Raw genomic sequence first — 24,212 nt, 5'->3', positions numbered from 1 at the left:
CGGGGCAGCGCGCAACCGCCCGGGGCAGCGCGCAACCGCCCGGGGCAGCGCGCAACCGCCCGGGGCAGTCCGCAGCCGCACGGGCGTGGCCATCGCGCCCTGGCCTGCGTGTCGCGCGGATCCTGGCGGTGGCACGTGCCGCGCGCAGGGACCGTCAGGCGCGCAGGGCCAGGTGGGTGGCGATCGCGGTGGCGAGACGGTCGGGAGCCCCGTCGGCGTACCCGATGAACAGCGACGGCTCGGTCAGCTCCAGCTCGACCAGGACCGGCCCACCGTCGGGGCCGGGGATCAGGTCGACCCGGGCGTAGAGCAGCTGCCGCGTGCCGCCGGGCACTGTGGCGAGGGTCTTCTCGGCCACCGCCAGCTGTGCGGGTCGGGCGGTACGGGCGGTGATCTCCTCGGCCTTGTAGAGCCCGTCCGGGCCGAGGTCCGGACCGGTCAGCATCGGGCCCTTGCGGATCGCGTGGCTGAAGGTGAGCCCGTCCGGGCCGGCCAGGAAGAGCAGCGCTGTCTCACCCTCGGTGTCGACGGCACGCAGGTACGGCTGGACCATGGTCACCCGGCCGGCGTCGGAGAGCCGGCGGACGTGTGCGACGGCCAGGTCCCGGTGGTGCGGGTCGGCCAGGTCGTACCGGCCGGTGTCCTGACTGCCGGCGCTGACCGCGGGCTTGAGTACGTACTCGCCGGTCTCGGCGGGTGGCTGCCAGCGCTCCCCCGGCTCGACCCACGACGTCGGCACTGTCGGCACCCCGGCGGCGCTCAGCTCGGCGAGGTAGCGCTTGTCGGTGTTCCAGCGGACCACGTCGGCCGGGTTGACCAGCGCCGGGACGGTTGCCGCCCAGGCGACGAACTCGTCGCGGCGCAGCGCGTAGTCCCAGGGAGAGCGGAGCACGACCAGGTCGAAGGAGGACCAGTCGACGTCGGGGTCGTCCCACACCACTGTCGCGACGGCGATGCCACGGGCCTGGAGCGGAGCGAGGACCAGCCGGTCGTCCGGGTCGAGATCGCCGAGGTCGGCACAGGTGACGAGAGCGACCCGGGGTTCCCCCCGGGTCGACTGGTGGTGGGTGGTCAATTGAGCTGGCTGTTCATCGGGCCATGGTGCGGCGGGCCATCGACCGCCAGAGGTCGTTGCTCGGGCGCATCTGGTCCATGAGTTCACGCTCCCAGGCGTTCTCGACGGTGACTCCCGCCTTGGCGCACGCCTCCCGCGCGGTGACGGTGTCGTCGGCGAACTGGTCGCCCCACTCGCCGTCGGAACCCACCAGGACGATTCGCGCGCCACGCTTGCCGACGTACTCGATGACCGCCTTCGCGCCGCCGTGGCCGGCGGCGAACGCCTGAAGGCCCGCGACCAGGCCCTGGGGGGCCTGCTCGTCGGCGGTCTGCTCGGCCGTCAGCGTCGTATCGGAACCATCTGCCATAACGCGAAGCCTAAGCAGACCTGCACCCTCTGGGGCGAGAACCATGAACCTTTTGTGATGCCAATTACCTACAGGTTTATGGAAGACCGCCGGCCACCTGCCCGGCTATATCCCGACTTTTGCCCACAAAGAGAGCGGGCAAATCGGCGCTCAGTCCGCGCAGTTGAGCCGATCCGGCTCATGCTGAAAGTTACTCTGATGTGACGTTAAACCCGGACAACTCATCCATGTCCATCATTAGTCAGGAGCTTGCCGACCAGTGACACCGCCGCGGGGCGGGGCGGGTCAGATCAGCGCGTCGAGCGCGACAGCGGCGAACACGATCGTCAGGTACGTCGTGGACCAGTGGAACAGTCGCATCGGCTTGACCGCCTCGCCACGCGTCGCGCGCCGGCAGAGTCGGTGCGCCTCGACCACGAAGATGGCACCCACCACCAGGGTCGGCACCCCGTAGATCGCGCTGAGCCCCAGCGGCCAGACGGCCAGGGAGGTGAGCACGGTGAGCCACGCGAAGATCAGGATCTCGGCGTTCACCCGGCGGACCGAGGCCACCACCGGCAGCATCGGGATCCCGGCGCGGGCGTAGTCGTCCTTGTACTTCATGGCGAGCGGGTAGAAGTGCGGCATCTGCCAGAAGAAGACCACCGCGAAGAGCCCCCAGGCGGCCGGCGCCAGCGAGCCGGTCACCGCCGCCCACCCGATCAGCACCGGGGCCGCCCCGCAGGCGCCACCCCAGAAGGTGTTGGTCGGAGTGGATCGCTTGAGCCACAGCGTGTAGATGACGTCGTAGTAGACGATCGCGGCAAGCGTCAGCCCGGCGGCGAGCAGGTTGGTGAACGCCGCCATCAGGACGATCGACACCGCCGCCAGCACCAGACCGAAGACCAGCGCGTTACGGGGCGACACGGTGTGCGCCGGCAGCGGCCGACGCTTGGTACGCCGCATCAACTGGTCGATGTCCCGGTCGATGTAGCAGTTGAGCACGCTGGCCGCGCCCGCGGCGAGCGAGCCACCGATCAGCACGACGGCCATCAGCCACAGCGACGGGAGCCCGCCGTCGGCGAGCATCATCGCCGGGATGGTGGTGACCAGCAGGAGTTCCACGATCCGCGGCTTGGTGAGCGCCACGTACGCCGCGAGGACCGCGCGTACGTCCCGCCGTGCCACCGGACCCTCGGCCGCCCGTGCCGGCTGCTGTCCGGCCGGGTTGCTGGCGGGGCGCTCGGTGATCATGCTCACGGATTGCCACCTTCCGGCATCGGGCACGGGGAGATCGGATTGGTCGGGACCGCTCGGGCCCGCATACCGACCCACACACTACGCGTTGTCGTTTTGGCTGCCCGGCCGACCCGACAACGGTGCGGGCCGTCACACCACCGGGTTGAATTGACCAATCCGGAACGTCACGTCGCGCACACCATGCGGAGATCCCCGGGCGCGTGTTTAGGGACGCTCGATAAGGTCATCGGTGAGGGTTCCGCCCATCTGCCGAGGAGCACAACCATCGTGGCTGCCAAACGACCCGAGCACTCCGCACTGAACTGGTCCGACCTCGATCGCCGGGCCGTCGATACCGTCCGCGTGCTGGCCATGGACGCCGTAGAGAAGTCCGGCAACGGCCACCCAGGCACCGCGATGAGCCTCGCGCCCGCGGCGTACCTCCTCTTCAACCGCGTCATGCGACACAACCCCGCCGACCCGAACTGGCCCGGCCGGGACCGGTTCGTCCTCTCCGCCGGGCACTCCAGCCTGACGCTCTACATCCAGCTCTTCCTGTCCGGTTACCCGTTGAGCCTGGAGGACCTCAAGCACCTGCGGCAGTGGGGCTCCCAGACGCCGGGTCACCCCGAGCACGGGCACACCCCGGGCGTGGAGACCACCACCGGCCCGCTCGGGCAGGGCCTCGGCAACGCGGTCGGCATGGCCATGGCGGCCCGCCGCGAGCGCGGCCTGTTCGACCCCGAGGCCGAGCCGGGCGCGTCGGTCTTCGACCACGACATCTGGTGCATCGTCTCCGACGGCGACATCGAGGAGGGCATCAGCCACGAGGCCAGCGCCCTCGCCGGGCACCAGCAGCTGGGCAACCTCACGGTGATCTACGACGACAACGAGATCTCCATCGAGGACGACACCCGGATCGCCAAGAGCGAGGACGTGGCCGCCCGCTACGAGGCGTACGGCTGGCACGTGCAGACCGTCGACTGGCGTCTCGGCGACGCCGACCAGGGCGACTACCACGAGGACGCCGAGGCCCTGCACCGGGCGCTGCTGGCCGCCAAGGCGGAGACCGGCCGTCCCTCCTTCATCGCGTTGCGCACCATCATCGGCTGGCCCGCGCCCAACAAGCAGAACACCGGCAAGATCCACGGTTCGGCGCTCGGCGCCGACGAGGTGAAGGCCACCAAGCGGATCCTCGGCTTCGACCCGGAGCAGACCTTCCAGGTCGACGAGGAGGTGCTCAGCCACGCCCGCACGGTGATGGGCCGCGGCGACGCGGCCGAGCAGGAGTGGACCACCTCGTTCGACGCCTGGAAGAAGGCCAACCCGGAGCGCACCGCGCTCTACGAGCGGTTGGCCGGCCGGGTGCTGCCGGACGGCTGGACCGACGCGCTGCCGGTCTTCCCCGCCGACGCCAAGGGCGTGGCCACCCGGGCCGCGTCCGGCAAGGTGCTGGAGGCGCTCGCGCCGGTGCTGCCGGAGCTGTGGGGTGGTTCGGCCGACCTGGCGGAGAGCAACAACACCACGATGAAGGGCGAGCCGTCGTTCATCCCGGCCACGCACGCCACCAAGGACTTCCCCGGTCACGAGTACGGTCGCACGCTGCACTTCGGCATCCGTGAGCACGCCATGGGCGCGATCCTCAACGGCATCGCCCTGCACGGCGGCACCCGCCCGTACGGCGGCACGTTCCTGGTGTTCAGCGACTACATGCGTCCGTCGGTGCGGCTGGCCGCGTTGATGCGGCTGCCGGTCACCTACGTGTGGACGCACGACTCGATCGGCCTCGGCGAGGACGGCCCGACCCACCAGCCGGTGGAGCAGCTGACCGCGCTGCGCGCCATCCCGGGCCTGGACGTGGTCCGCCCGGCGGACGCCAACGAGACGGCCTGGGCCTGGCGGCAGGCGCTGGAGCACACCGACCGGCCCACCGCGCTGGCGCTGAGCCGCCAACCGCTGCCGACCATGGACCGCGACGTCCTGGGCAGCGCGGAAGGGGTGACCAAGGGCGGTTACGTCCTGGCCGAGGCGTCCAACGGCAAGCCGCAGGTGATCATCGTCGGCACCGGCTCCGAGGTGCAGCTCTGCCTGACCGCCCGGGAGCGGCTGGAGGCCGACGGCACCCCGACCCGGGTCGTCTCGATGCCCTGCCAGGAGTGGTTCTACGAGCAGGATGAGGCGTACCGGGAGTCGGTGCTCCCCCGCGGGGTAAAGGCACGGGTGAGCGTGGAGGCGGGCATCGCGATGTCCTGGCGCGGAATCGTCGGTGACCTCGGCGAGAGCGTGAGCCTGGAGCACTACGGAGCGAGCGCCCCGCACACCGTGCTCTTCGAGCAGTTCGGGTTCACCGGCGACCGGATCGTGGCGGCGGCACACGCCTCACTGGCCCGGGTGGGCGACATCACCGGTTTCACGACCGGCAACTGAGGGAGCGTGGACGGCATGACCGACAAGTTGAATGAGCTGACCGCCGCAGGAGTGGCGGTCTGGCTCGACGATCTTTCCCGGGTGCGACTGAGCTCCGGCGGGCTGGACCAGCTCCGCCGTGAGAAGCACGTGGCCGGTGTCACCACCAACCCGACGATCTTCGCGAAGGCGCTGAGCGACGCCGACGAGTACAACTGGCAGCTGCGCGACCTCGCCGCCCGTGGCGTGGACGTGGAAGAGGCCGTGCGGATGCTCACCACGTACGACGTGCGGTGGGCCTGCGACGTGATGCGCCCGTCGTACGACGGCAGTGACGGTGTCGACGGCAGGGTCTCGATCGAGGTGGACCCGCGGAGCGCGCACGACGCGGACAAGACCGTCGCCGAGGCCAAGGCGCTGTGGTGGCTTGTCGACCGGCCCAACCTCTACATCAAGATCCCGGCCACCGAGGAGGGCCTGTCGGCGATCACCGACACGCTGGCCGAGGGGATCAGCGTCAACGTCACGCTGATCTTCGGCCTGGACCGCTACTCGGCGGTGATGGAGGCGTTCCTCGCTGGCCTGGAGCAGGCCAAGGCCAACGGCCACGACCTGTCGAAGATCGGCTCGGTCGCGTCGTTCTTCGTCTCCCGGGTCGACTCCGAGGTCGACAAGCGATTGGAGAAGGTCGGCTCCGAGCAGGCCAAGGCCCTGAAGGGCAAGGCTGCCATCGCCAACGCCCAACTGGCGTACGAGCGTTACGGCAAGGTGTTCTCCTCCGACCGTTGGCAGGCGCTCGCCGACGCGGGCGCCCACCCGCAGCGGCCGCTGTGGGCGTCCACCTCGACGAAGAACCCGGACTACCGCGACGTCATCTACGTCGAGGAGCTGATCGCCCCCGGTACGGTCAACACCATGCCGGAGGCGGTCATCCACGCGTACGCCGACCATGGCGAGACCCGCGACGACACCATCACCGGCGCCTACGACGCGGCCCGGAAGGTCTTCGCGGACCTGGAGTCGGTCGGGGTGGACATGGACGACGTGATCGCCACCCTGGAGCGCGAGGGCGTGGAGAAGTTCGAGACCAGCTGGCAGGAGCTGCTCGACGGCGTCCGTAAGTCGCTGGAGGCGGCGGCCAAGGGCAAGGGTGCCCCGAACAAGGCCGCCAAGGGCAACGCGAAGGCCGCCGAGCAGGCTGGTGGTAACGCATGAGCGATCTACTCGCCGGGCCGGTGGAGGCCGCCGCCGGGCTCGCCGTGTACGGCGCGGACGCCGTCGACAAGTCCGCGCCGGCCTCCACCCGGGACGCGCTGGTCAAGGCCGGCGTCCCGGGCAAGCTGGCGGGCAAGGACGCGAGCCTGTGGGGTCCGGACGCCGAAGCCGAGGCGAAGATCCGGCTCGGCTGGGTCGACACCCACCAGCGCAGCCGGGAGTTGCTGGTGCAACTCGCCGAGCTGACCGCGGAGCTGGCCGACCTGGACCACGTTGTGCTCGCCGGCATGGGTGGTTCGTCGCTGGCCCCCGAGGTGATCACCCGGACCCTGGGTCGCCCGCTGACAGTGCTGGACACCACCGACCCGGGCCAGGTCCGGGCGGCGCTCGGTGACCGGCTGGAACGCACAGTGGTGGTGGTGGCCAGCAAGTCCGGGTCGACGGTGGAGACCGACAGCCACCGACGCGTCTACTGGCAGGCGTTCCTGGACGCCGGGATGACCGAGGCGGAGGCCGGCCGGCACTTCGTCATCGTCACCGACCCGGGTTCGCCGCTGGAGACCACCGCGACCGAGATGGGCGCGTTCACGGTGCTCGCCGACCCGAACGTCGGCGGCCGGTACTCGGCGCTCACCGCGTTCGGCCTGGTGCCCTCGGCGCTGGCCGGGGTCGAGGTCGCGGAACTGCTCGACCAGGCCGACGCGCTGGCCGCGACGCTCGGCAAGGACCGGGACAATCCGGCGCTGGCGCTGGGTGCCGCCCTGGGCGCCGCGGCCACGCTCGCCCGGGACAAGGTCGCCCTGGTCTCCGACGGCACCGGCATCGACGGTCTCGGCGACTGGGCCGAGCAGCTGATCGCCGAGTCGACAGGCAAGGCCGGGGTGGGCATCCTCCCGGTGGTCGTGGAGTCCCCGCAGAGCCCCGGCGCGACCGGCGCGGACGTGCTGACCGTCAGCTACGGCGGCTCGCTCGCCCCCGGTGACGTGCCGGGTGGCGGCGCCACCCCGGACGTGGCCGTCAACGGCCCGCTGGGCGCGCAGTTCCTGGCCTGGGAGTACGCGACAGCGGTGGCCGGCGTGGTGCTCGGCATCGACCCGTTCAACCAGCCGAACGTCACCGAGTCCAAGGAGAACACCAACAAGATCCTGGCCTCGGGCCCGCCGGCGGAGTCGCCGTCGTTCACCGAGGGCGCGATCGAGGTGTACGCCCCGCAGGGCGCTCCCGGGGACCTGGCCGGGGTGCTGCGCTGGCTGCTCGACGGGCTGGGCGACGACGGCTACCTCGCCGTGATGGCGTACCTCGACCGGTTCGCCGACGCCGACACGGCCAAGCTGCGGCCGCTGCTGGCGCAGGCGGGCGGGCGTCCGGTCACCTTCGGCTGGGGGCCGCGGTTCCTGCACTCCACGGGCCAGTACCACAAGGGCGGCCCCCAGGTGGGCAGCTACCTCCAGGTGACCGGCGCGGTCGCCGAGGACCTCGCGGTGCCGGGCAAGCCGTACACCTTCGGTCAGTTGCAGGCGGCGCAGGCCGCCGGGGACCGGCAGGCGCTCGCCGGGCGGGAGCGCCCGGTGCTGCGGCTGCATCTGACCGACCGTGCCGCCGGTGTCGCCCAACTGCTCGACGCCGCCGGTGATCTGCCGGCGTGAGGATGGACGACGTGACTGAAGCGGAAGCGAGGGGGCACCGTGAGCGCGAGGAGTGAGCCGGGGTTGCGAGCCCCGGAGTCGCGAACCGAAGGTGGCTCGACGAACCCGCTACGCGACCCGCAGGACCGCCGGTTGCCCCGGATCCCGGAGCCGTGCGCTCTGGTGATCTTCGGGGTGACCGGCGACCTGGCCCGCAAGAAACTGCTCCCCGCGGTCTACGACCTGGCCAACCGGGGGCTGCTGCCGCCCGGTTTCGTGGTGCTCGGCTTCGCGCGGCGCGACTGGGGCGACGGCGACTTCGAGACCCTGGCCTGCGAGGCCGCCCGCAAGCACGCTCGTACCCCCTGGCGGGACGAGGTGTGGGCCCGGCTGGCCGGCAACATCAAGTTCGTCGGCGGGTCGTTCGACGACGACGCCGCCTTTGACCAGCTTGCCTCGACGCTCGACGACCTGCGCCAGACCCACGGCATCACCGGCAACGCGGCGTTCTACTTCTCCATCCCCCCGGCCGCCTTCCCCGTCGTGCTCAAGCAACTGGCCCGCACCGGGATGGCCGACAACGACAAGTCCGGCGGTTGGCGTCGGGTCGTGGTGGAGAAGCCGTTCGGCAACGACCTGCCCTCGGCGAAGGCGCTCAACGACCTCGTCGACGACGTGTTCACCCGGGAGGACGTCTTCCGGATCGACCACTACCTGGGCAAGGAAACCGTTCAGAACATCCTCGCCCTGCGGTTCGCCAACAACCTGTTCGAGCCGCTGTGGAACTCCAAGTACGTCGACTCGGTGCAGATCACCATGGCCGAGGATGTCGGCATCGGCACCCGCGCCGGTTTCTACGACACCGTCGGCACCGCCCGCGACGTGCTGCAGAACCACCTCCTGCAACTCCTCGCCCTGGTGGCGATGGAGGAACCGACAAGCTTCGACGCCGACGAGATCCGGGCCGAGAAGCTGAAGGTTCTCAAGGCCATCACCCTGCCCAAGGACGTGGCCCGGGACACCGTGCGCGGCCAGTACCTGCCCGGTTGGGTGGGCGGCGAGCGCGCGGTCGGCTACCTGGACGAGCGCGACGTCCCCCCCGACTCCACAACGGAGACGTACGTGGCGGTGCGACTGGGCATCCAGAACCGCCGGTGGGCGGAGGTGCCGTTCTACATCCGGGCCGGCAAGCGGCTGCCCCGGCGGGTCACCGAGGTCGCCATCATGTTCAAGAAGGCGCCGCACCTGCCGTTCAACGACGCCGACATGGAGTCGCTGGGCAACAACCAGTTGGTCATCCGGGTGCAGCCGGACGAGGGTGTGGTGCTCAAGTTCGGCTCGAAGGTGCCGGGCACCACGATGGAGGTTCGCGACATCGCGATGGACTTCCAGTACGGCGAGGCGTTCACCGAGTCCAGCCCCGAGGCGTACGAGCGGCTGGTGCTGGACGTGCTGATCGGCGACCGCACGCTGTTCCCGGACGCGGCCGAGGTCGAGCAGAGCTGGCAGGTGATCGACCCACTGGAGCACGCCTGGGTGGGCACCAGGCCGGAGCCGTACCGAGCCGGCGAATGGGGGCCGCGCGCCTCCGACGAGATGCTCGCCCGCGAGGGCCGAGCATGGCGACGAGCGTGAACGAGCGCAGCAGGACGCAGAGCAGGAGGCTCCAGTGATCGGGCTGTGGGACACCACCGGCAACGAGGTGGTCAAGGCGCTCGCCGCCGAGCGGCGCAGCGCCGGCGGCGTGGCCAGCGGCATGGCGCTCACTCTCATCGTGGTGGTGGACGAGAAGCGGGTCCGCGAGGCGGAGGCGGCGGCGACGATCGCCGCCGCCGCCCACCCGTGCCGGCTGGTGGTGGTGGTTCGCTCCGAGATCGAGCGGGACCGCAACCGGTTGGACGCGGAGATCGTCGTCGGTGGCCGGCTCGGCCCGTGCGAGGCGGTGGTCACCCGGATGTACGGCCGGTTGGCCCTGCACGCCGAGTCGGTGGTCATGCCGCTGCTGGTTCCGGACGTGCCGGTGGTCAGCTGGTGGCACGGCGAGCCGCCGGCGGAGATCGCCACCGACTTCCTCGGGGTGGTCGCCGACCGCAGGATCACCGACACGGCGCAGGCCGCCGACCCGGTGGAGGCGTTGCGGCAGCGTGCCCGGGACTACGCCCCCGGTGACACGGACCTGGCGTGGACCCGGATCACCCCGTGGCGGACCCTGGTCGCCGGGGCGTTCGACACCGCCAGCGAGCGGGTTGTCGAGGCGACAGTGGTCGCGCCGCCCACCGACCCGACGGCGTCGCTGATGGTCGGTTGGCTGTCCAGCCGGCTCGGCATCACCCCGCACCGGGTGGACACCGACGAGTTCCCCCGGATGCGGGAGGTGCGGTTGAGCTGCGCCAACGGCGACCAGCTGACGTTGACCCGCGAGGACAGCATGGCGGTGTTCCGGCGTACCGGCCAGGACGACCGGGCCCTGCCGCTGGTCCGCCGCTCGCTCGGTGACGAGTTGGCCGAGGAGCTGCGGCGTCTGGACGCCGACCAGGTGTACGCGGAGGCGCTCGGCGCGACGGTCGGGCTGCGAGGGCTGGAGCAGCGTCCCCCCCAGCGGGTGCACGTGTGGAAAGATCCGGCCACCGCGCGGCGCGCCGAGGCCGGGGTTACCGCGCACGCCGGCACCAGCGGCGAGAGCTGAGCCCCACGGGGGGCACGACGTCGGGGCAGGGGCCGGTGCGGACCCGCCCCTGCCCTGCATACATCATCTCGGGCATTCCGGTCCGGGCACGACGCGACAGCGACCGCCGGGCGGTCGGGAAACGAAGGCGCAACCCATGACTGAGGCGAGTGTCGCCGTCCACGCCGACGCCGACCTGCTGGCGCAGGCCGTGGCGGCCCGGTTGCTGGTGAAGCTGCTCGACGCCCAGGCCGACCGGGGTGAGGCCTCGGTGGTGCTCACCGGTGGCCGGATCGCCGCGGCCGTGTACCGGGCGGTGGCGACACTGCCCGCCCGCGACGCCGTGGACTGGTCCCGGGTCGACGTGTGGTGGGGCGACGAACGGTTCCTGCCCTCCGGTGATCCGGACCGCAACGAGACCCAGGCCCGAGCCGCCCTGCTGGACGTGGTGCCGCTGAACCCGGCCCGGGTGCACCCGATGCCGGCCTCGGACGGCCCGGCCGGCAACGACCCCGAGGCGGCGGCTGCCGCGTACGCGGAGGAGTTGGCGCGCGCCGCCCGGCCCGGCCACGCCACGCTGCCGCACTTCGACGTGCTGATGCTGGGCGTCGGCGAGGACGGGCACGTGGCCTCGGTCTTCCCGGAGCACCCGGTGCACTACGACACCCGGTCGTGCAGCGCGGTGCGGGGCAGCCCCAAGCCGCCGTCGGTGCGGACCACGCTCACCCTGCCGACGATCAACACCGCCGACGAGGTCTGGCTGATCGCCGGCGGCGCCGACAAGGCCCGCGCGGTGGGCATGGCGTTGGCCGGCGCCGGGCCGGTGCAGTTGCCGGCCGCCGGGGTGCACGGGGTCAGCCGCACCCGCTGGCTGCTGGACCGGGCGGCGGCAGCGGACGTACCGGCACGACTGCGCAGCCTGCGCTAGTCGGGGCCGCTCCCCCGGCTACTCGCCCCGGCGGCGGCGCAGCGCCGCCAGTGCCTCGTTCAGCAGGGCCTCCCCCTCCTCGGCGGTGCGCCGCTCCTTCACGTACGCCAGGTGGCTCTTGTACGGTTCGGCGCGGGTCCGGCCGGGAGGGTTCTGGGCGTCCCGGCCGGCGGGTAGGCCGCACCGGGGGCAGTCCCACCGGGCCGGCGCCTCGGCGTCCGCGGCGATCCGGATGTCGATCCGGTGGTCGTTGCGGCACCAGTAGGTGACGTCCTGTCGGGGGGCGGGTTGGTGTCGCTCGTCGGGGCGCATGGGCGCGGAACCGACTCGGGCGCCGCGGATGACGTTGCCACTGGGCACGGCTGCTCGCTCCTGTCGTCGGAGGGGACCCGCCATCATTCAGGGGTGGACGGCGGGCGACGCGGTGCAGCGGAGAAAAGCCTGCGCGCGGCCCGTCGGGTGACGGACCGCGCGCAGATTGTACGACTTGACGAGCGTGCTCAGGTGCCGCTGTTCATCTGGAGGCGCAGCCAGAGCCCGAGCCCGACGATGGCGGCGAACCAGACGACGCTCACCAGAACGGTGTAACGGTCCAGGTTTTTCTCTGCCACGGAGGAGCCGGCGAGGCTAGAGCTGACGCCACCGCCGAACATGCTCGACAGACCGCCACCCTTGCCGCGGTGCAGCAGGATAAGCATGGTGAGCAGAATGCTCGTGATGATCAGCAACACGATCAACGTGTATGCGAACCAGATCGGCATGGCTGGGGTCAGTCCTCTCGTAGCGATCCTCGCCCGGTCTGATCGGGCACGGCGGCACCGACCGGCGGACGGGCGGTGTCAAGGATACCGAGCGATCAGCGGGCGATGTGCTCCGGGAAGCGGCAGATCTGAGCGAATTCCTCCGCGTCCAGGCTGGCGCCCCCCACCAGGCCCCCGTCCACGTCCGGTTGGGCCATGATCGAGGCGACGTTGGACGCCTTGACCGAGCCGCCGTAGAGCACCCGGACCTGGTCGGCGGTCTCCTGGTCGAAGCGTTCCACAAGTCGCTGCCGGACCGCCCCGCAGACCTCCTGGGCGTCCTCCGGCGTCGCGGTCTTGCCCGTGCCGATCGCCCAGACCGGCTCGTACGCGATCACGACCTGCCGCACCTGCTCGGCGGTGAGCCCGGCCAGGCCCCCGACGAGCTGGTCCGCGCAGTGCGCCACGTGGGTGCCCTGCTCGCGGATGTCCAGCCCCTCCCCCACGCAGAGGATCGGCGTCAGCCCCTGCCTGAGTGCCGCCTTGACCTTGGCGTTGACGAGCGCGTCGTCCTCGTTGTGGTAGGCCCGCCGCTCGGAGTGCCCGACCACCACGTAGGTGCAGCCGAGCTTGGCCAGCATCGCACCGGAGATCTCCCCGGTGTATGCGCCGGAATCGTGCGCGGAGAGGTCCTGCCCGCCGTAGCCGATGAGCAGTTTGTCCCCGTCCACGGCGGTTTGCACCGTGCGCAGGTCGGTGAAGGGCGGCAGCACCACCGTCTCGACCTCGGTGAGCTGCTTCTCGGTGAGGCTCGCCGCCAGCTTCTGCACCAGCAGGTTGGCCTCGAGGTGGTTGAGGTTCATCTTCCAGTTGCCGGCCATCAACGGCCGGCGGGTGGTGCTCGACATTCAGTTCTCCAGGGCCGCGATGCCGGGGAGGGTCTTGCCCTCGAGGTATTCCAGGGAGGCGCCGCCGCCCGTGGAGATGTGCCCGAAGGACGACTCGTCCAGCCCCAGGGCACGGACCGCCGCCGCCGAGTCACCGCCACCGACGACGCTGAACGCGTCGGCCTTGGTGATCGCCTCGGCGATCCCCCGGGTGCCCGCCGCGAAGGCCGGCATCTCGAACACGCCCATCGGGCCGTTCCAGAAGATCGTCTTGGCCTGGGACAGCACGGCGCTGAAGCCGGCCACCGTCTCCGGGCCGACATCCAGGCCGAGCCGGTGGCTCGGGATGCCGTCGACCCGGACCGTGTCGTGCGCGGCATCCGGGGCGAACGCGTCCGCCACCACCACGTCGACCGGGAGCATGATCTTGCCGTTGGACCGCTCCAGCAGGTTGCGGCAGGTCTCGACCATGTCCTTCTCCAGCAGCGAGGTGCCCACCTCCAGGCCCTGGGCCTTGAGGAAGGTGAAGCACATCCCGCCACCGATGAGCAGCCGGTCGACAGTGGGCAGCAACGCCTCGATCACCGCCAGCTTGTCGGACACCTTCGACCCGCCGAGCACCACCACGTACGGCCGCTCGGGGTCAGCGGTGAGCGTGGAGAGCACCTCGACCTCACGCAGCACCAGCCGGCCCGCGACGTGCGGCAACCGGGCCGGCACGTCGAAGACGCTTGCGTGCTTGCGGTGCACGGCACCGAACGCGTCGTCCACGTACGCGTCGCCGAACGCGGCGAGCTGGTCGGCGAAGGCGCCCCGCTCGGCCTCGTCCTTGCTGGTCTCGCCCGCGTTGAACCGCAGGTTCTCCAACAGGGCGACCTGGCCGTCGGCCAGGTCTTCGACAGTGGAGCGGGCGGACTCGCCGACGGTGTCGGTGGCGAAGCGCACCGGCGCGCCGAGCAGCTCACCGAGCCGCCCGGCGACCGGGCTGAGGCTGAACTGCGGGTCCGGAGCGCCCTTCGGGCGGCCCAGGTGCGAGCAGACGACCACCTTCGCGCCGGCCTCGACCAGCGCGCCGAGGGTCGGCAGCACCGCGCGGATCCGCCCATCGTCGGTGATGGCACCGGACTGCTTGTCGAGCGGGACGTTCAGGTCGGCGCGCACCAGCACGCGCCGACCCGACACCCCCTCGGCGAGCAGGTCGTCGAGGGTCCGGATGCTCACAGCGACGAACCGACCAGCTTGACCAGGTCGACCAGGCGGTTGGAGTAGCCCCACTCGTTGTCGTACCAGCCGACGACCTTGACCTGGTTGCCGACGACCTTGGTCAGCGGCGCGTCGAAGATGCACGACGCCGGGTCCGTGACGATGTCGGTGGAGACGATCGGGTCCTCGTTGTAGACCAGGATGCCCTTGAGCGGGCCGTCCGCAGCGGCCTTCAGCGCGGCGTTGACCTCGTCCACGGTGGTCTCCCGACCCACGTTGACGGTGAGGTCGGTGACCGAGCCGGTCGGGATCGGCACCCGCAGGGCGTACCCGTCGAGCTTGCCCTTGAGGTCCGGCAGGACCAGACCGATGGCCTTGGCGGCGCCGGTGGAGGTCGGCACGATGTTCAGCGCGGCGGCCCGGGCCCGACGCAGATCCGAGTGCGGCGCGTCCTGGAGGTTCTGGTCCTGGGTGTACGCGTGGATCGTCGTCATCAGACCGTGCTTGATGCCGAACGTGTCGTGCAGGACCTTCGCCATCGGGGCGAGGCAGTTGGTGGTGCACGACGCGTTGGAGATGATTGTGTGCTTCGCCGGGTCGTAGGTGTCGTGGTTGACACCCATGACGACGGTGACGTCCTCGTTCTTCGCCGGGGCCGAGATGATGACCTTCTTGGCCCCACCGTCGACGTGCGCCTTGGCCTTGGTGGCGTCGGTGAAGAAGCCGGTGGACTCGATGACGACGTCGGCGCCGACCTCGCCCCACGGCAGCTTCGACGGGTCCTTCTCGGCGTACGCCTTGATGGTCTTGCCACCGACGGTGATCTCGTCGGCGGTGGCCTTGACCTCGTAGGGCAGGCGACCGAGGATGCTGTCGTACTTGAGCAGGTGGGCGAGCGTGGCGTTGTCGGTCAGGTCGTTCACCGCCACGACCTCGATGTCGGCGTCAGACGCCAGCACTGCCCGGAAGAAGTTACGGCCGATTCGGCCAAAGCCGTTGATGCCAACCCGGATGGTCACAGGTCCCATCTCCTCGCGTTCTGGTCCGCCGGCTTCAGACAACGGGCCGGCGGGAATGGTGTGCGCCGACCGTTGGAGCCGGCCGGTGACGGTTCATCTCGGCCACCCCGCCGCGCGGTCTGCGGACCTGACCGCCCGAGGCGGTGGGCACGGCGAGGAGTGCCGGTGTCGGCCCCCTTGCCGTACGCAGCGACCCTATCCGAGCGTGCGAGACCACGCTGCGCCGGGTCGTGCTCCCGGGCACACCGTGCGGCCCCACCGTCCTATCAGACCACGAGCATGTCGGGCGTGACTGCCGCTTCCGTATCCGGGATGCCGAGGTCCCGGGCGCGCTTGTCGGCCAGTGCGAGCAGCCGGCGGATCCGCCCGGCGATGGCGTCCTTGGTCAGCGGCGGGTCGGCCAGCGCGCCCAACTCCTCCAGGGACGCCTGCCGGTGCTCCAGGCGCAGCCGCCCGGCGTCGGTCAGGTGGTTGGGCGCCTCGTCGGCGAGGATCTCCAGCGCGCGGGTGACCCGGGCGGCGGCGGCAACCGCGGCGCGCGCCGAGCGGCGCAGGTTGGCGTCGTCGAAGTTGGCGAGCCGGTTGGCGGTGGCCCGCACCTCCCGGCGTACCCGGCGTTCCTCCCAGGCCAGCACGCTGGAGTGCGCGCCGATCCGGGTGAGCAGCGCGGCGATCGCGTCGCCGTCCTTGACCACCACCCGGTCCACTCCGCGCACCTCGCGGTTCTTGGCGGTGATGCCGATCCGGCGGGCCGCGCCGACCAGCGCCAACGCCGACTCCGGCCCCGGGCAGGTGATCTCCAGAGCGCTGGAGCGGCCGGGCTCGGTGAGCGAGCCGTGGGCCATGAACGCGCCCCGCCACGCGGAGACCGCGCAGCAGACGTTCGCCGCCACCACGTGCGGGGGCAGCCCGCGCACCGGGCGGCCCCGCACGTCGAGCAGGCCGGTCTGCCGGGCGAGGGCCTCGCCGTCCTTGACCACCCGCACGATGAAGTGGCTGCCCTTACGCAGGCCACCGGAGGCCAGCACATGGATCTCGCTGGGATATCCGTAGACCTCGGCGATCTCCCGGCGTAACCGCCGGGCCACCGCCCCCGTGTCCAGTTCCGCCTCCACCACCACGCGGCCGGAGACGATGTGCAGCCCGCCGGCGAAGCGCAGCAGTGCGGCCATCTCCGCCCGCCGACAGCAGGGCTTGGGCACGTCGACCCGACTCAGCTCGTCCTTGACCGCGGCCGTCATCGCCATTGTGCGTCCCCTCACGGACCGGTTCCGGCGTGTCGCCGGAGATTACGTACGTGTCTAACGATCGGCGCCCAGGACAGGCACCAGCGCGGCGCCCAGGGCAGCCGGATCATGGCGGGGAGTCCCGTCGACAACGGCGACGGGGGCGAGGACCAGGCGGGCACCAAGCGATTCTGCCGCACGTTCGACCGGTTCGGGGTCACCCACCGCCCTGGCATCGGCGAGCACGAGATCCACCTTGAGCTCGGCCAGGTACCAGTGCAGGGCCGCGAGGTGGTCGGCGACCGAGAGCCCGAGGGTCTCCTTCTCCGCGGCGAGGTTCAACGTGACCAACCGCCGGGCGGAGGTGGACACGATCGCGTCGGCCAACTGCGGCACCAGCAGGTGCGGGAGCACGCTCGTGTACCAACTGCCCGGCCCGAAGATCAACCAGTCCGCCGCCATGATCGCCTCGATGGCCTCGGCGCAGGCCGCCGGGGCGGCGGGCGTGAGGCGCAGCGACTCGACGCGCCCGGTGGTGACGGCCACCTGGTGCTGGCCACGGACGGTCCGCACCTCGTCGGGGGCGGTCGGGTCGACGCCGCGTACCCGTGCCTCGATGCCGACCGGTTGGCGGGACATCGGCAGCACCCGGCCGACCGCGCCGAGCATCGCGCCGGCGTGCTCCAGCGCGGCCACCGGGTCACCCAGCAACTCCATGAGACCGCAGAGCACCAGGTTGCCCACCGCGTGCCCGGCCAGCCCGTCGGTGCCCCCCGACGCCCCGTCGGTGCCCCGCAGGCCATCGCCGCGCCGGTCCGGGTCGTCGGCCGCCGCCGGGCCCGACCCGGTCGCCCCGGTTCGGGGTACGCCCACCGGCGCGGCGGCGAAGCGGTGTTGGAACAGCCCGGCGCTGCGTCGGGTGGCCGGGTGGTCGCCGGCCAGCGCCACCAGCGCCTGGCGCAGATCGCCCGGGGGCAGACCACCCCGCTCCGCGCGCAGGCGGCCACTGGAGCCCCCGTCGTCACCGACGGTGACCACGGCGGTGATGTCGAGGTCGAGCTCGGGTGCGCAGTGGCGCAGCGCCCGCAACGAGGCGGAGAGCCCGTGCCCACCGCCGAACGCCACCACCCGGCGGGCCGTCACTCGCGCCCCAGATCGCGGTGCTGGGCGTTGGCCGCCAGCCCGGAGTGGCGCAGGCGGCTGGCCAACTCCTCGGCGATGGCCACGCTGCGGTGCTTGCCACCGGTGCAGCCCACGGCGACCGTCAGGTACCGCTTGCCCTCCCGCTCGAAGCCGGCGGTGGTGGCGTTGACCAGGTCGGCGTACGAGGCGACGAAGGCGTCCGCGCCCTCCTGGCCCAGCACGTACGCGCTGACCGCCTCCTCCCGCCCGGTGTGCTCGCGCAGCTCCGGCACCCAGTACGGGTTCGGCAGGAACCGGGCGTCGAGCACGAAATCGGCGTCCGGCGGCAGGCCGTACTTGAAGCCGAACGACAGCACGGTGACCCGCAGCCGGCGGGCGTCCTCGCCGCCGAACAGCTCCTCGATGCGCCGACGGAGCTGGTTGACGTTGAGGTGGCTGGTGTCGATGATCACGTCGGCCTGGTCGCGCGCCTCCTCCAGCAGGCCACGCTCCACGGCGATGCCGTCGGCCAGCCGCCCGTCGCCCTGCAACGGGTGTGAGCGGCGAACGCTCTCGAACCGCCGGATCAACACCTCGTCGTCGGCGTCGACGAAGACCACCCGGGGCGAGAAGCCGCGCTCCTTCAGCTCCCGGATCGCCCCGGCCAGGTCCGTGGAGAAGGCCCGCGACCGCACGTCCAACACCATCGCGGTACGCCGAGCCGCGCCGCCCGCCTTGAACGCCAGCTCGGCCATGTCCAGCATCAGTGCCTGCGGCAGGTTGTCGACCACGTAGTAGCCGACGTTCTCCAACGCCCGGGCCACAGTGCTGCGGCCACCCCCGGAGACGCCGGTCACCACCACGAGCGTGGTCTCCGATTCCGTCGCCAACTGCCCGTCCACGGCAGCCGGATCGTCGATCCGGTCACCGGCTGCGCGCGCCTCGCTCACCCGTACCCCCAAGCTGTGGCGCCGCGGCCCCCTCGGCCGCGATTGGTCAATCAGCGACTCTATCCCGCCGGCCGGCCGAGGGGCCGGCACCCGTCGCGGGTCGGCGACGGCCGACGGCCGCAGGTCGCGCTCCCGACAGTCGACACTCTTGATAACGATCAGTAGTCATCAACAAGCTCTTCGTGATCGTCGCAGGTCAGACCGACATCTGGGAGGGTGCGATGCACGACCTTGCGGACAAGAACAAATACATCGGCTTCCTGTTCATGCGGATCAGTCCGGAGTACTTCGCGCTCGGCCGGGAGGGCATCCACGAGGTCTCCGCCGAACACGCGCGGGACCTGGGCCGCTTCGCCAAGCAACTCACCCACGTCGTGACGACCGGGGTGAACGGCAAGTACGACCAGGTCACCATCGTCGAGGGCGACACCCTCGAGGAGATCAACGCGGCGGCCACCGCCTTCCGGATGGGTGGCAAGGCCCGCTACATCGAGATCGTCGACATCGTGGTCGGGATGAAGGCCCCGCCGCGTGGCCTGGCCAACCGCTCCAGCCAGCCCGGCTGAGCGCACCGCCCGCCCGGCATCCCCGCTCTCGGGCGTGCCGGGCGTGCCGCTGCGACGGCACGAGCAGAAGGTGTCCTGGCGCTGCCGGCAGCCCTTGACGGCTGTCAGCGGCGGTGACGCAGCGCGCTGACTCCCTGCTGGCCGAGGACCGCAAGGTAGTCCTCTGGTTCGTCGAGACAGGAGTCGACCTCAGCCGCCTCGACGATCGCAACCAGCCGGGCGGCCAACTCTTCGGGGTCCGGCTGCACCTGCTCGCAGAGCTGCACGTGGACCGCCCGTAGCGCGCCGCCGATCTCGGCCGGCTCCTCCTCGTACGTCTCCCACGCGTCGTTGAGGTAGCCGGAGAGACCGTCCCACAGACGAGCGGCCCGCTCGACCAACAACAGCGTCTCCTGCGTCGGCGGTCGTTGGGCAAGCACCTCGACCTCTTCCACGATCGCCCGGCCGGCCCTCTCCACGTCGTGCAGATCCCAACGGTTGCCGCTTGTCGCGTCGTGGGCCAGATTGTCGATCGTCCGACGGATGCCGGCCAGCTCGGCAGCGGAGAGCGACGCGAGTTGGCCGGCCTGCGAGCGCAGGCGACTTTCCAACACGCGATCCGTGGCGGCCCACTCGGCGACCAACAACGCCAACCGTCGAGCGGAGATGCTGCCCGCGACCTCGACCAACTCGGCGACCCTGGGCTCGATCGCCACGACTGACGGTGGGATCGCCGACGACGACCACGCGAAGCCACCGTCCAGGGCAGTGGCGGTCAGGGCCACGGCGTGCGCGCACAGTTCCTCATCGAGTGCGCAGTCGCACTCGGCGGTGAAGCCGTCCGCCGTGATGCCCACCCAGACCTCGCGCGGAGGCTGCCCTGCCGCGCGGAACACGACGGAAACTCCCCCGCCGACCGGCGTGGGCACCACCGGTTGACCGGCTGCCTGAAGCTCGTCCGCCGCTGCACAGACCATGGGTCCGGCCGCGTCCCGGAGTGCGTCGATGTCGATGCTCACCGCCATGAGGCCATCCAACCGGATGGAGGTGATGCCGCCGGCATCAGGGCAACGACCGACGTGCCGAGGGCGTCAGCCGACCGGGCCGCGCCGCAGACCGGTCACGAACGACGACCAGGCGTCCCGGTCGAAGAGGAGTGCCGGCCCATCCGGGTCCTTGGAATCTCGGACTGCGAACCCGCTCGACATCTCGCCCACCTCAACGCAGTCGGACCCATTCGCGCTACTACGAGTGCTCCTACGCCAGGTCACGTTCGCCAGGTCGGTCGCGGTCATCACAGTGCTCCTCAGGCCAAGACTCAGCGTCGAAGCTCGACGGAGATCCTGACGAGGAAATCGGCAGACTGATCAGGGTCGAGCGCCTTCGCCCGTAGGTGGTCAAAGACGAGTTTATATCGTGAGACCTGGCGCTCCTCCTCCAGCAAAAGTGTGTTGGTGTCGTTGTCCACGTACACGATGGTTGGGTCGAGCACCGGCTCCGCATAGTCGAGAATCGTGAACGCACCACCCATCGAGGCGTGCGCGCCCGCAGCGAATGGCAGGACCTGCACCTCTACGGTCGGCAGCTGGCAAGCCTCGATGATGCGTCCCAGTTGAGCGCTCATGACCTTGGCTCCACCGACAGCTCGTCGGACGGCAGCTTCATCCAGGATGATCCAGAGCTTCGGCGGCGCATCTCGCGTAAGCAGGACTTTTCTCGCCTGACGGGCCGCGACGACTCGGTCGACTTCGTCCTTGCCTGCCGTTGTTCGTCCGGCATGGATGATCGCTCGCGCGTACTCCTCGGTCTGCAACAGTCCGGGGACGTAGAGGCTCTGGAACGTGCTGATCGACGCCGCCTCCGCCTCGAACCCCACGTAGTCGTCGGGCAGGACGTCGCCGTATGCGCTCCACCAACCCTTCTGTCGCGCCTGACGAGCGAGGCTGGTCAGCGCATCCTGTTCCCCAGGCGACGTCTGATAGAGGTCCAAGAGCTTCCGCAGGCCGTCCGCAGCGATCCCGCTATGCCCCTGTTCGATGCGGATGACCTTCGCTCGATGCCATCCCACCGCCCGAGCGACCTCATCAACCGTCAGGCCTTGTTGATCACGTAGACGACGCAGTTCACGGCGCAGCCGACGCGCGCGGATCGTCGGGCTTGCGGTCGATGCCACAGCACCACCTCCCGGACAGACATGGACATAGACAAGGAGCCAGGGGTTGCCTGACGAGTCGACAAACACGCTATCTTGCTACGTTGCAAGATCGCTTGTTTTGTTACAGGATCATCATTCCAAGCTGTAGAGGCCCAACCGGCATCCGGGGGTATCAGTGACTGACAACCGATCGTCGCGTTGGGATCGGGAGCCACAACTGCACAGTGGCTTCCAGGACGACCTGACCGCCGCACTCGACGGGGTCGACGTGTCCGAGCGGGTCACTGCCGCTATCGCGCACGCGCTGGCAAACCCAGACCCGCTCTCGTCGTACCCGAAATCCCTGGTCAACCGCTACACGACGGAGCGCGAGCGGCGGTCGGGGCGCAATGGGCCGCCGGCCAGCGCGTACCGGCTGCCCCGGCGTTGGACTCTGCATTTGACCTACCTGGCGACCGACCTGACGGAGGCCCGCGACCAGGCCGTCGTCTACACGGAGGGGCTGACGATCCTGCGGCCCGAGATGCCGGCGGGGGCCGCGCTGCTGTCCCGAGCCGACGCCTGGAACCACGTCGAGCCGGTCTTCTGCGGCCGGATCGGTCCCGACAAAGAGGTCTGCATGGACGTCAGAGGACACCCCGGCTTCCACAGCGCGGCCGGCATCGGTGGGCTCTGCTGGGGCGACGGAGACGGTGAGGCAGGCCAGTGATCGCCGCCGTGGCAGCAGCGTTGACGCGGTAGACGCGCCGGGCCGGCCTACGGGCGGGCGCTGTCGGGGTTGGCTCGTAGACTCCGCGAATGGCTTCTCCCACCGACCTGCGCACCGAGGACGCTCTGGCGGTGCTGCGCCGGGTGTTCGGCTACGACGCCTTCCGCGGTTCCCAGCAGCAGGTGATCGACCATGTGGTCACCGGCGGCGACGCCCTGGTGTTGATGCCCACCGGTGGCGGCAAGTCGTTGTGTTACCAGATCCCGGCCCTGGTCCGCGACGGCGTCGCGGTCGTCGTGTCCCCGCTGATCGCGCTCATGCAGGACCAGGTGGATGCCCTCACCGCGGTCGGCGTCCGCGCCGGCTTCCTCAACTCGACCCAGACCCTGGACGCCCGACGCCGGGTCGAGGCGGCCTTCGTCGCCGGCGAGCTGGACCTGCTCTACCTCGCCCCGGAGGCACTCGGTGTCCGGTCCACCCTCGCCCTGCTGGACCGGGGCCGCATCTCCCTGTTCGCGATCGACGAGGCGCACTGCGTGTCCCAGTGGGGCCACGACTTCCGCCCCGACTACCTGGCGCTGTCGATGCTGCACGAACGGTGGCCGCAGGTCCCCCGGATCGCGCTGACCGCCACCGCGACCAGCGCCACCCGCACCGAGATCGCCACCCGACTCAAGCTCGACGACGCGCGGCACTTCGTGGCCAGCTTCGACCGGCCCAACATCCAATACCGGATCGTGCCCAAGCGGGAGCCGCGCAAGCAGCTGCTGGCTCTGCTGCGCGACGAGCACCCCGGCGACGCCGGGATCGTCTACTGCCTGTCCCGCGCCTCCGTCGACAAGACCGCCGAGTTCCTCGTCGCCAACGGCATCGCCGCCCTGCCGTACCACGCCGGGTTGGACGCGGCCACCCGCGCCACCAACCAGCGACGCTTCCTGCGCGAGGACGGCCTCGTCATGGTGGCCACCATCGCCTTCGGCATGGGCATCGACAAGCCCGACGTCCGGTTCGTCGCCCACCTCGACCTGCCCAAGTCCGTCGAGGGCTACTACCAGGAGACCGGCCGCGCCGGCCGCGACGGCCTGCCCTCCACCGCCTGGCTGGCGTACGGGCTGCAGGACGTGGTCCAGCAACGCAAGATGATCGAGACCTCCGACGGCGACCTCGCCCACCGCCGCAACCTCGCCGCGCACCTGGACGCGATGCTCGCCCTCTGCGAGACGGTGCGCTGCCGCCGGGTCCAACTGCTCGAATACTTCGGCGAAACGACGCCCTCCGCCTGCGGCAACTGCGACACCTGCCTCAGCCCACCAGAATCCTGGGACGGCACCGTCGCCGCCCAGAAGTTGCTCTCCGCCGTCTTCCGTCTCGACCGCGAACGCAACCAGCGCTTCGGCGCCGGGCAGTGCATCGACATCCTGCTCGGCAAGCAGACCGACAAGATCAGCCAGTACGGTCACGACTCGCTGACCGTCTTCGGCATCGGCGCCGAGCTGAGCGAGGCGGAGTGGCGGGGCGTGGTCCGGCAACTGCTCGCCGAAGGGCTGCTCGCCGTGGAGGGCGACTACGGCACGCTCGCCCTGACCGAGGCGAGCGCCGACGTCCTGGGTCGCCGCCGCACTGTCACGATGCGCCGCGAGCCGGAGAAGCCACCCTCCAGCCGCTCGTCGAAGCCGCGCGGCGCGGCCACCGTGGTGGCCGAGCTGACACCTGCCGCCGCGTCGCTCTTCGAGCGGCTGCGGAGCTGGCGGGCTGCCACCGCCAAGGAGCAGGGCGTCCCGGCATACGTGGTCTTCCACGACGCGACGCTGCGACAGATCGCCAGCGACGCGCCGGGCACGCTGGCCGACCTGTCCCGCGTCAGCGGGGTCGGCGAGAACAAGCTCGCCAAGTACGGCGAGCAGATCCTCGGCGTCCTCGCCACCGACTGACGTCGGCAATGCCGAAAGGGCCGGTCCCCGTGGTGGGGCCGGCCCTTTCGGTGCTGCGGGTGGTGCGGTGGTGCGGGTACTGCGGTGGTGCTGCCGCGCTGTGGTGCCGTGGTGCTGCGCGGTGCTGCGGTGCGGGTGCTGTGGTGCGCTGGTGGTGGGGTCAGCTGGTGGCGTAGCCGCGGGTGGCGATCCAGTCGGCGAGGTGTTCGATGGTGATCTGGTAGGAGGCGGTGTTGGGGTCGGC

General features: G+C 70.7%; 23 protein-coding genes and 1 pseudogene. 9 read left to right on the top strand and 15 right to left on the bottom strand.

The features are described 5' to 3' along the window. Positions 1–154: 154 nt before the first annotated feature. The 3 genes from ABZU25_RS32855 to ABZU25_RS32845 form a co-directional block, all read right to left on the bottom strand. Positions 155–1,075 carry a hypothetical protein gene (locus tag ABZU25_RS32855; protein ID WP_355033244.1) on the bottom strand — a complete coding sequence of 307 codons (921 nt, stop codon included), beginning with the start codon at positions 1,073–1,075 and terminating at the stop codon, positions 155–157. A 13-nt stretch (positions 1,076–1,088) separates the two neighbouring features. Then, positions 1,089–1,424 carry a hypothetical protein gene (locus tag ABZU25_RS32850; protein ID WP_355033243.1) on the bottom strand — a complete coding sequence of 112 codons (336 nt, stop codon included), beginning with the start codon at positions 1,422–1,424 and terminating at the stop codon, positions 1,089–1,091. Positions 1,425–1,709: 285 nt separating this feature from the next. Further along, positions 1,710–2,663, bottom strand: coding sequence for a heme o synthase (locus ABZU25_RS32845; protein ID WP_355033242.1), 954 nt, complete (start codon positions 2,661–2,663; stop codon positions 1,710–1,712). Between the two features lie 267 nt (positions 2,664–2,930). Between ABZU25_RS32845 and tkt the strand changes: the two genes are divergently transcribed. From tkt to pgl, 6 genes are all read left to right on the top strand, one after another. Continuing rightward, entirely contained in the window at positions 2,931–5,069 is a 2,139-nt protein-coding gene (gene tkt / locus ABZU25_RS32840; protein WP_355033241.1) for a transketolase, read from the top strand. A 15-nt stretch (positions 5,070–5,084) separates the two neighbouring features. Beyond that, a complete protein-coding gene (gene tal, locus ABZU25_RS32835) occupies positions 5,085–6,263 on the top strand; it encodes a transaldolase (RefSeq protein WP_355033240.1) in 1,179 nt (392 codons plus the stop codon). Beyond that, complete coding sequence (locus ABZU25_RS32830) at positions 6,260–7,909, top strand: glucose-6-phosphate isomerase (protein WP_355033239.1); 1,650 nt, start codon at positions 6,260–6,262, stop codon at positions 7,907–7,909. The genes tal and ABZU25_RS32830 overlap by 4 nt, the downstream gene beginning before the upstream one ends. A gap of 63 nt (positions 7,910–7,972) precedes the next feature. Further along, on the top strand, positions 7,973–9,523 hold the full coding sequence (gene zwf, locus ABZU25_RS32825) for a glucose-6-phosphate dehydrogenase (RefSeq protein ID WP_355033246.1): 1,551 nt from the start codon (positions 7,973–7,975) through the stop codon (positions 9,521–9,523). A 34-nt stretch (positions 9,524–9,557) separates the two neighbouring features. Beyond that, entirely contained in the window at positions 9,558–10,574 is a 1,017-nt protein-coding gene (locus tag ABZU25_RS32820; RefSeq protein ID WP_355033238.1) for a glucose-6-phosphate dehydrogenase assembly protein OpcA, read from the top strand. A gap of 136 nt (positions 10,575–10,710) precedes the next feature. Then, a complete protein-coding gene (gene pgl / locus ABZU25_RS32815) occupies positions 10,711–11,481 on the top strand; it encodes a 6-phosphogluconolactonase (RefSeq protein ID WP_355033237.1) in 771 nt (256 codons plus the stop codon). Positions 11,482–11,499: 18 nt separating this feature from the next. On the opposite strand, the gene ABZU25_RS32810 is transcribed toward pgl, so the two are convergent. From ABZU25_RS32810 to rapZ, 8 genes are all read right to left on the bottom strand, one after another. Beyond that, entirely contained in the window at positions 11,500–11,841 is a 342-nt protein-coding gene (locus tag ABZU25_RS32810; RefSeq protein ID WP_355033236.1) for an RNA polymerase-binding protein RbpA, read from the bottom strand. Between the two features lie 140 nt (positions 11,842–11,981). After that, complete coding sequence (gene secG / locus ABZU25_RS32805; protein ID WP_355033235.1) at positions 11,982–12,242, bottom strand: preprotein translocase subunit SecG; 261 nt, start codon at positions 12,240–12,242, stop codon at positions 11,982–11,984. Positions 12,243–12,337: 95 nt separating this feature from the next. Next, entirely contained in the window at positions 12,338–13,129 is a 792-nt protein-coding gene (tpiA, locus tag ABZU25_RS32800) for a triose-phosphate isomerase (RefSeq protein WP_355033234.1), read from the bottom strand. Further along, on the bottom strand, positions 13,130–14,329 hold the full coding sequence (locus ABZU25_RS32795; RefSeq protein WP_355033233.1) for a phosphoglycerate kinase: 1,200 nt from the start codon (positions 14,327–14,329) through the stop codon (positions 13,130–13,132). Further along, positions 14,326–15,330, bottom strand: coding sequence for a type I glyceraldehyde-3-phosphate dehydrogenase (gene gap, locus ABZU25_RS32790; protein ID WP_355033232.1), 1,005 nt, complete (start codon positions 15,328–15,330; stop codon positions 14,326–14,328). The genes ABZU25_RS32795 and gap overlap by 4 nt, the downstream gene beginning before the upstream one ends. A gap of 266 nt (positions 15,331–15,596) precedes the next feature. Further along, positions 15,597–16,577, bottom strand: coding sequence for a DNA-binding protein WhiA (gene whiA, locus ABZU25_RS32785; protein WP_030337350.1), 981 nt, complete (start codon positions 16,575–16,577; stop codon positions 15,597–15,599). A gap of 54 nt (positions 16,578–16,631) precedes the next feature. Beyond that, entirely contained in the window at positions 16,632–17,699 is a 1,068-nt protein-coding gene (locus ABZU25_RS32780) for a 2-phospho-L-lactate transferase CofD family protein (protein ID WP_355033231.1), read from the bottom strand. Further along, positions 17,696–18,598, bottom strand: coding sequence for an RNase adapter RapZ (gene rapZ / locus ABZU25_RS32775; protein ID WP_355033245.1), 903 nt, complete (start codon positions 18,596–18,598; stop codon positions 17,696–17,698). Before rapZ ends, ABZU25_RS32780 begins: the two co-directional genes overlap by 4 nt. A gap of 251 nt (positions 18,599–18,849) precedes the next feature. Here rapZ and ABZU25_RS32770 point away from each other — a divergent pair, with 251 nt between their 5' ends. Further along, positions 18,850–19,194: a hypothetical protein gene (locus ABZU25_RS32770; protein ID WP_355033230.1), complete on the top strand. Its 345-nt coding sequence runs from the start codon at positions 18,850–18,852 to the stop codon at positions 19,192–19,194. A gap of 104 nt (positions 19,195–19,298) precedes the next feature. Here ABZU25_RS32770 and ABZU25_RS32765 read toward each other — a convergent pair whose 3' ends face one another. The 3 genes from ABZU25_RS32765 to ABZU25_RS32755 all read right to left on the bottom strand — a co-directional run bounded on the left by ABZU25_RS32765 (position 19,299) and on the right by ABZU25_RS32755 (position 21,346). After that, positions 19,299–20,198: a hypothetical protein gene (locus ABZU25_RS32765; protein ID WP_355033229.1), complete on the bottom strand. Its 900-nt coding sequence runs from the start codon at positions 20,196–20,198 to the stop codon at positions 19,299–19,301. 66 nt (positions 20,199–20,264) lie between these two features. Continuing rightward, positions 20,265–20,468, bottom strand: a complete 204-nt coding sequence (locus tag ABZU25_RS32760) for a DUF397 domain-containing protein (protein ID WP_355033228.1) — start codon at positions 20,466–20,468, stop codon at positions 20,265–20,267. A gap of 23 nt (positions 20,469–20,491) precedes the next feature. Further along, entirely contained in the window at positions 20,492–21,346 is an 855-nt protein-coding gene (locus ABZU25_RS32755) for a helix-turn-helix transcriptional regulator (RefSeq protein ID WP_355033227.1), read from the bottom strand. 157 nt (positions 21,347–21,503) lie between these two features. On the opposite strand from ABZU25_RS32755, the gene ABZU25_RS32750 reads away from it, so the two are divergent. After that, positions 21,504–22,037 carry a hypothetical protein gene (locus tag ABZU25_RS32750; protein ID WP_355033226.1) on the top strand — a complete coding sequence of 178 codons (534 nt, stop codon included), beginning with the start codon at positions 21,504–21,506 and terminating at the stop codon, positions 22,035–22,037. 89 nt (positions 22,038–22,126) lie between these two features. Continuing rightward, a complete protein-coding gene (gene recQ, locus ABZU25_RS32745; protein WP_355033225.1) occupies positions 22,127–23,968 on the top strand; it encodes a DNA helicase RecQ in 1,842 nt (613 codons plus the stop codon). A 160-nt stretch (positions 23,969–24,128) separates the two neighbouring features. On the opposite strand, the pseudogene ABZU25_RS32740 reads toward recQ, so the two are convergent. Continuing rightward, positions 24,129–24,212 (bottom strand): annotated as a pseudogene (locus tag ABZU25_RS32740) (phytochelatin synthase); the annotation flags it as partial.

It is taken from the genome of Micromonospora sp. NPDC005215 (assembly GCF_040607915.1).
Lineage (GTDB): Bacteria > Actinomycetota > Actinomycetes > Mycobacteriales > Micromonosporaceae > Micromonospora.
The sequence above is the reverse complement of the archived record's forward strand: the minus strand, read 5'-3'. Positions and strand labels throughout refer to the sequence as shown.

Coding starts and splice junctions, on each gene's coding strand:
- tpiA (WP_355033234.1), bottom strand. CDS start 13,129: ATGTCGAGCACCACCCGCCGGCCGTTGATGGCCGGCAACTGGAAGATG.
- ABZU25_RS32850 (WP_355033243.1), bottom strand. CDS start 1,424: ATGGCAGATGGTTCCGATACGACGCTGACGGCCGAGCAGACCGCCGAC.
- secG (WP_355033235.1), bottom strand. CDS start 12,242: ATGCCGATCTGGTTCGCATACACGTTGATCGTGTTGCTGATCATCACG.
- ABZU25_RS32830 (WP_355033239.1), top strand. CDS start 6,260: ATGAGCGATCTACTCGCCGGGCCGGTGGAGGCCGCCGCCGGGCTCGCC.
- tal (WP_355033240.1), top strand. CDS start 5,085: ATGACCGACAAGTTGAATGAGCTGACCGCCGCAGGAGTGGCGGTCTGG.
- pgl (WP_355033237.1), top strand. CDS start 10,711: ATGACTGAGGCGAGTGTCGCCGTCCACGCCGACGCCGACCTGCTGGCG.
- recQ (WP_355033225.1), top strand. CDS start 22,127: ATGGCTTCTCCCACCGACCTGCGCACCGAGGACGCTCTGGCGGTGCTG.
- ABZU25_RS32770 (WP_355033230.1), top strand. CDS start 18,850: ATGCACGACCTTGCGGACAAGAACAAATACATCGGCTTCCTGTTCATG.
- ABZU25_RS32765 (WP_355033229.1), bottom strand. CDS start 20,198: ATGGCGGTGAGCATCGACATCGACGCACTCCGGGACGCGGCCGGACCC.
- whiA (WP_030337350.1), bottom strand. CDS start 16,577: ATGGCGATGACGGCCGCGGTCAAGGACGAGCTGAGTCGGGTCGACGTG.
- ABZU25_RS32760 (WP_355033228.1), bottom strand. CDS start 20,468: ATGACCGCGACCGACCTGGCGAACGTGACCTGGCGTAGGAGCACTCGT.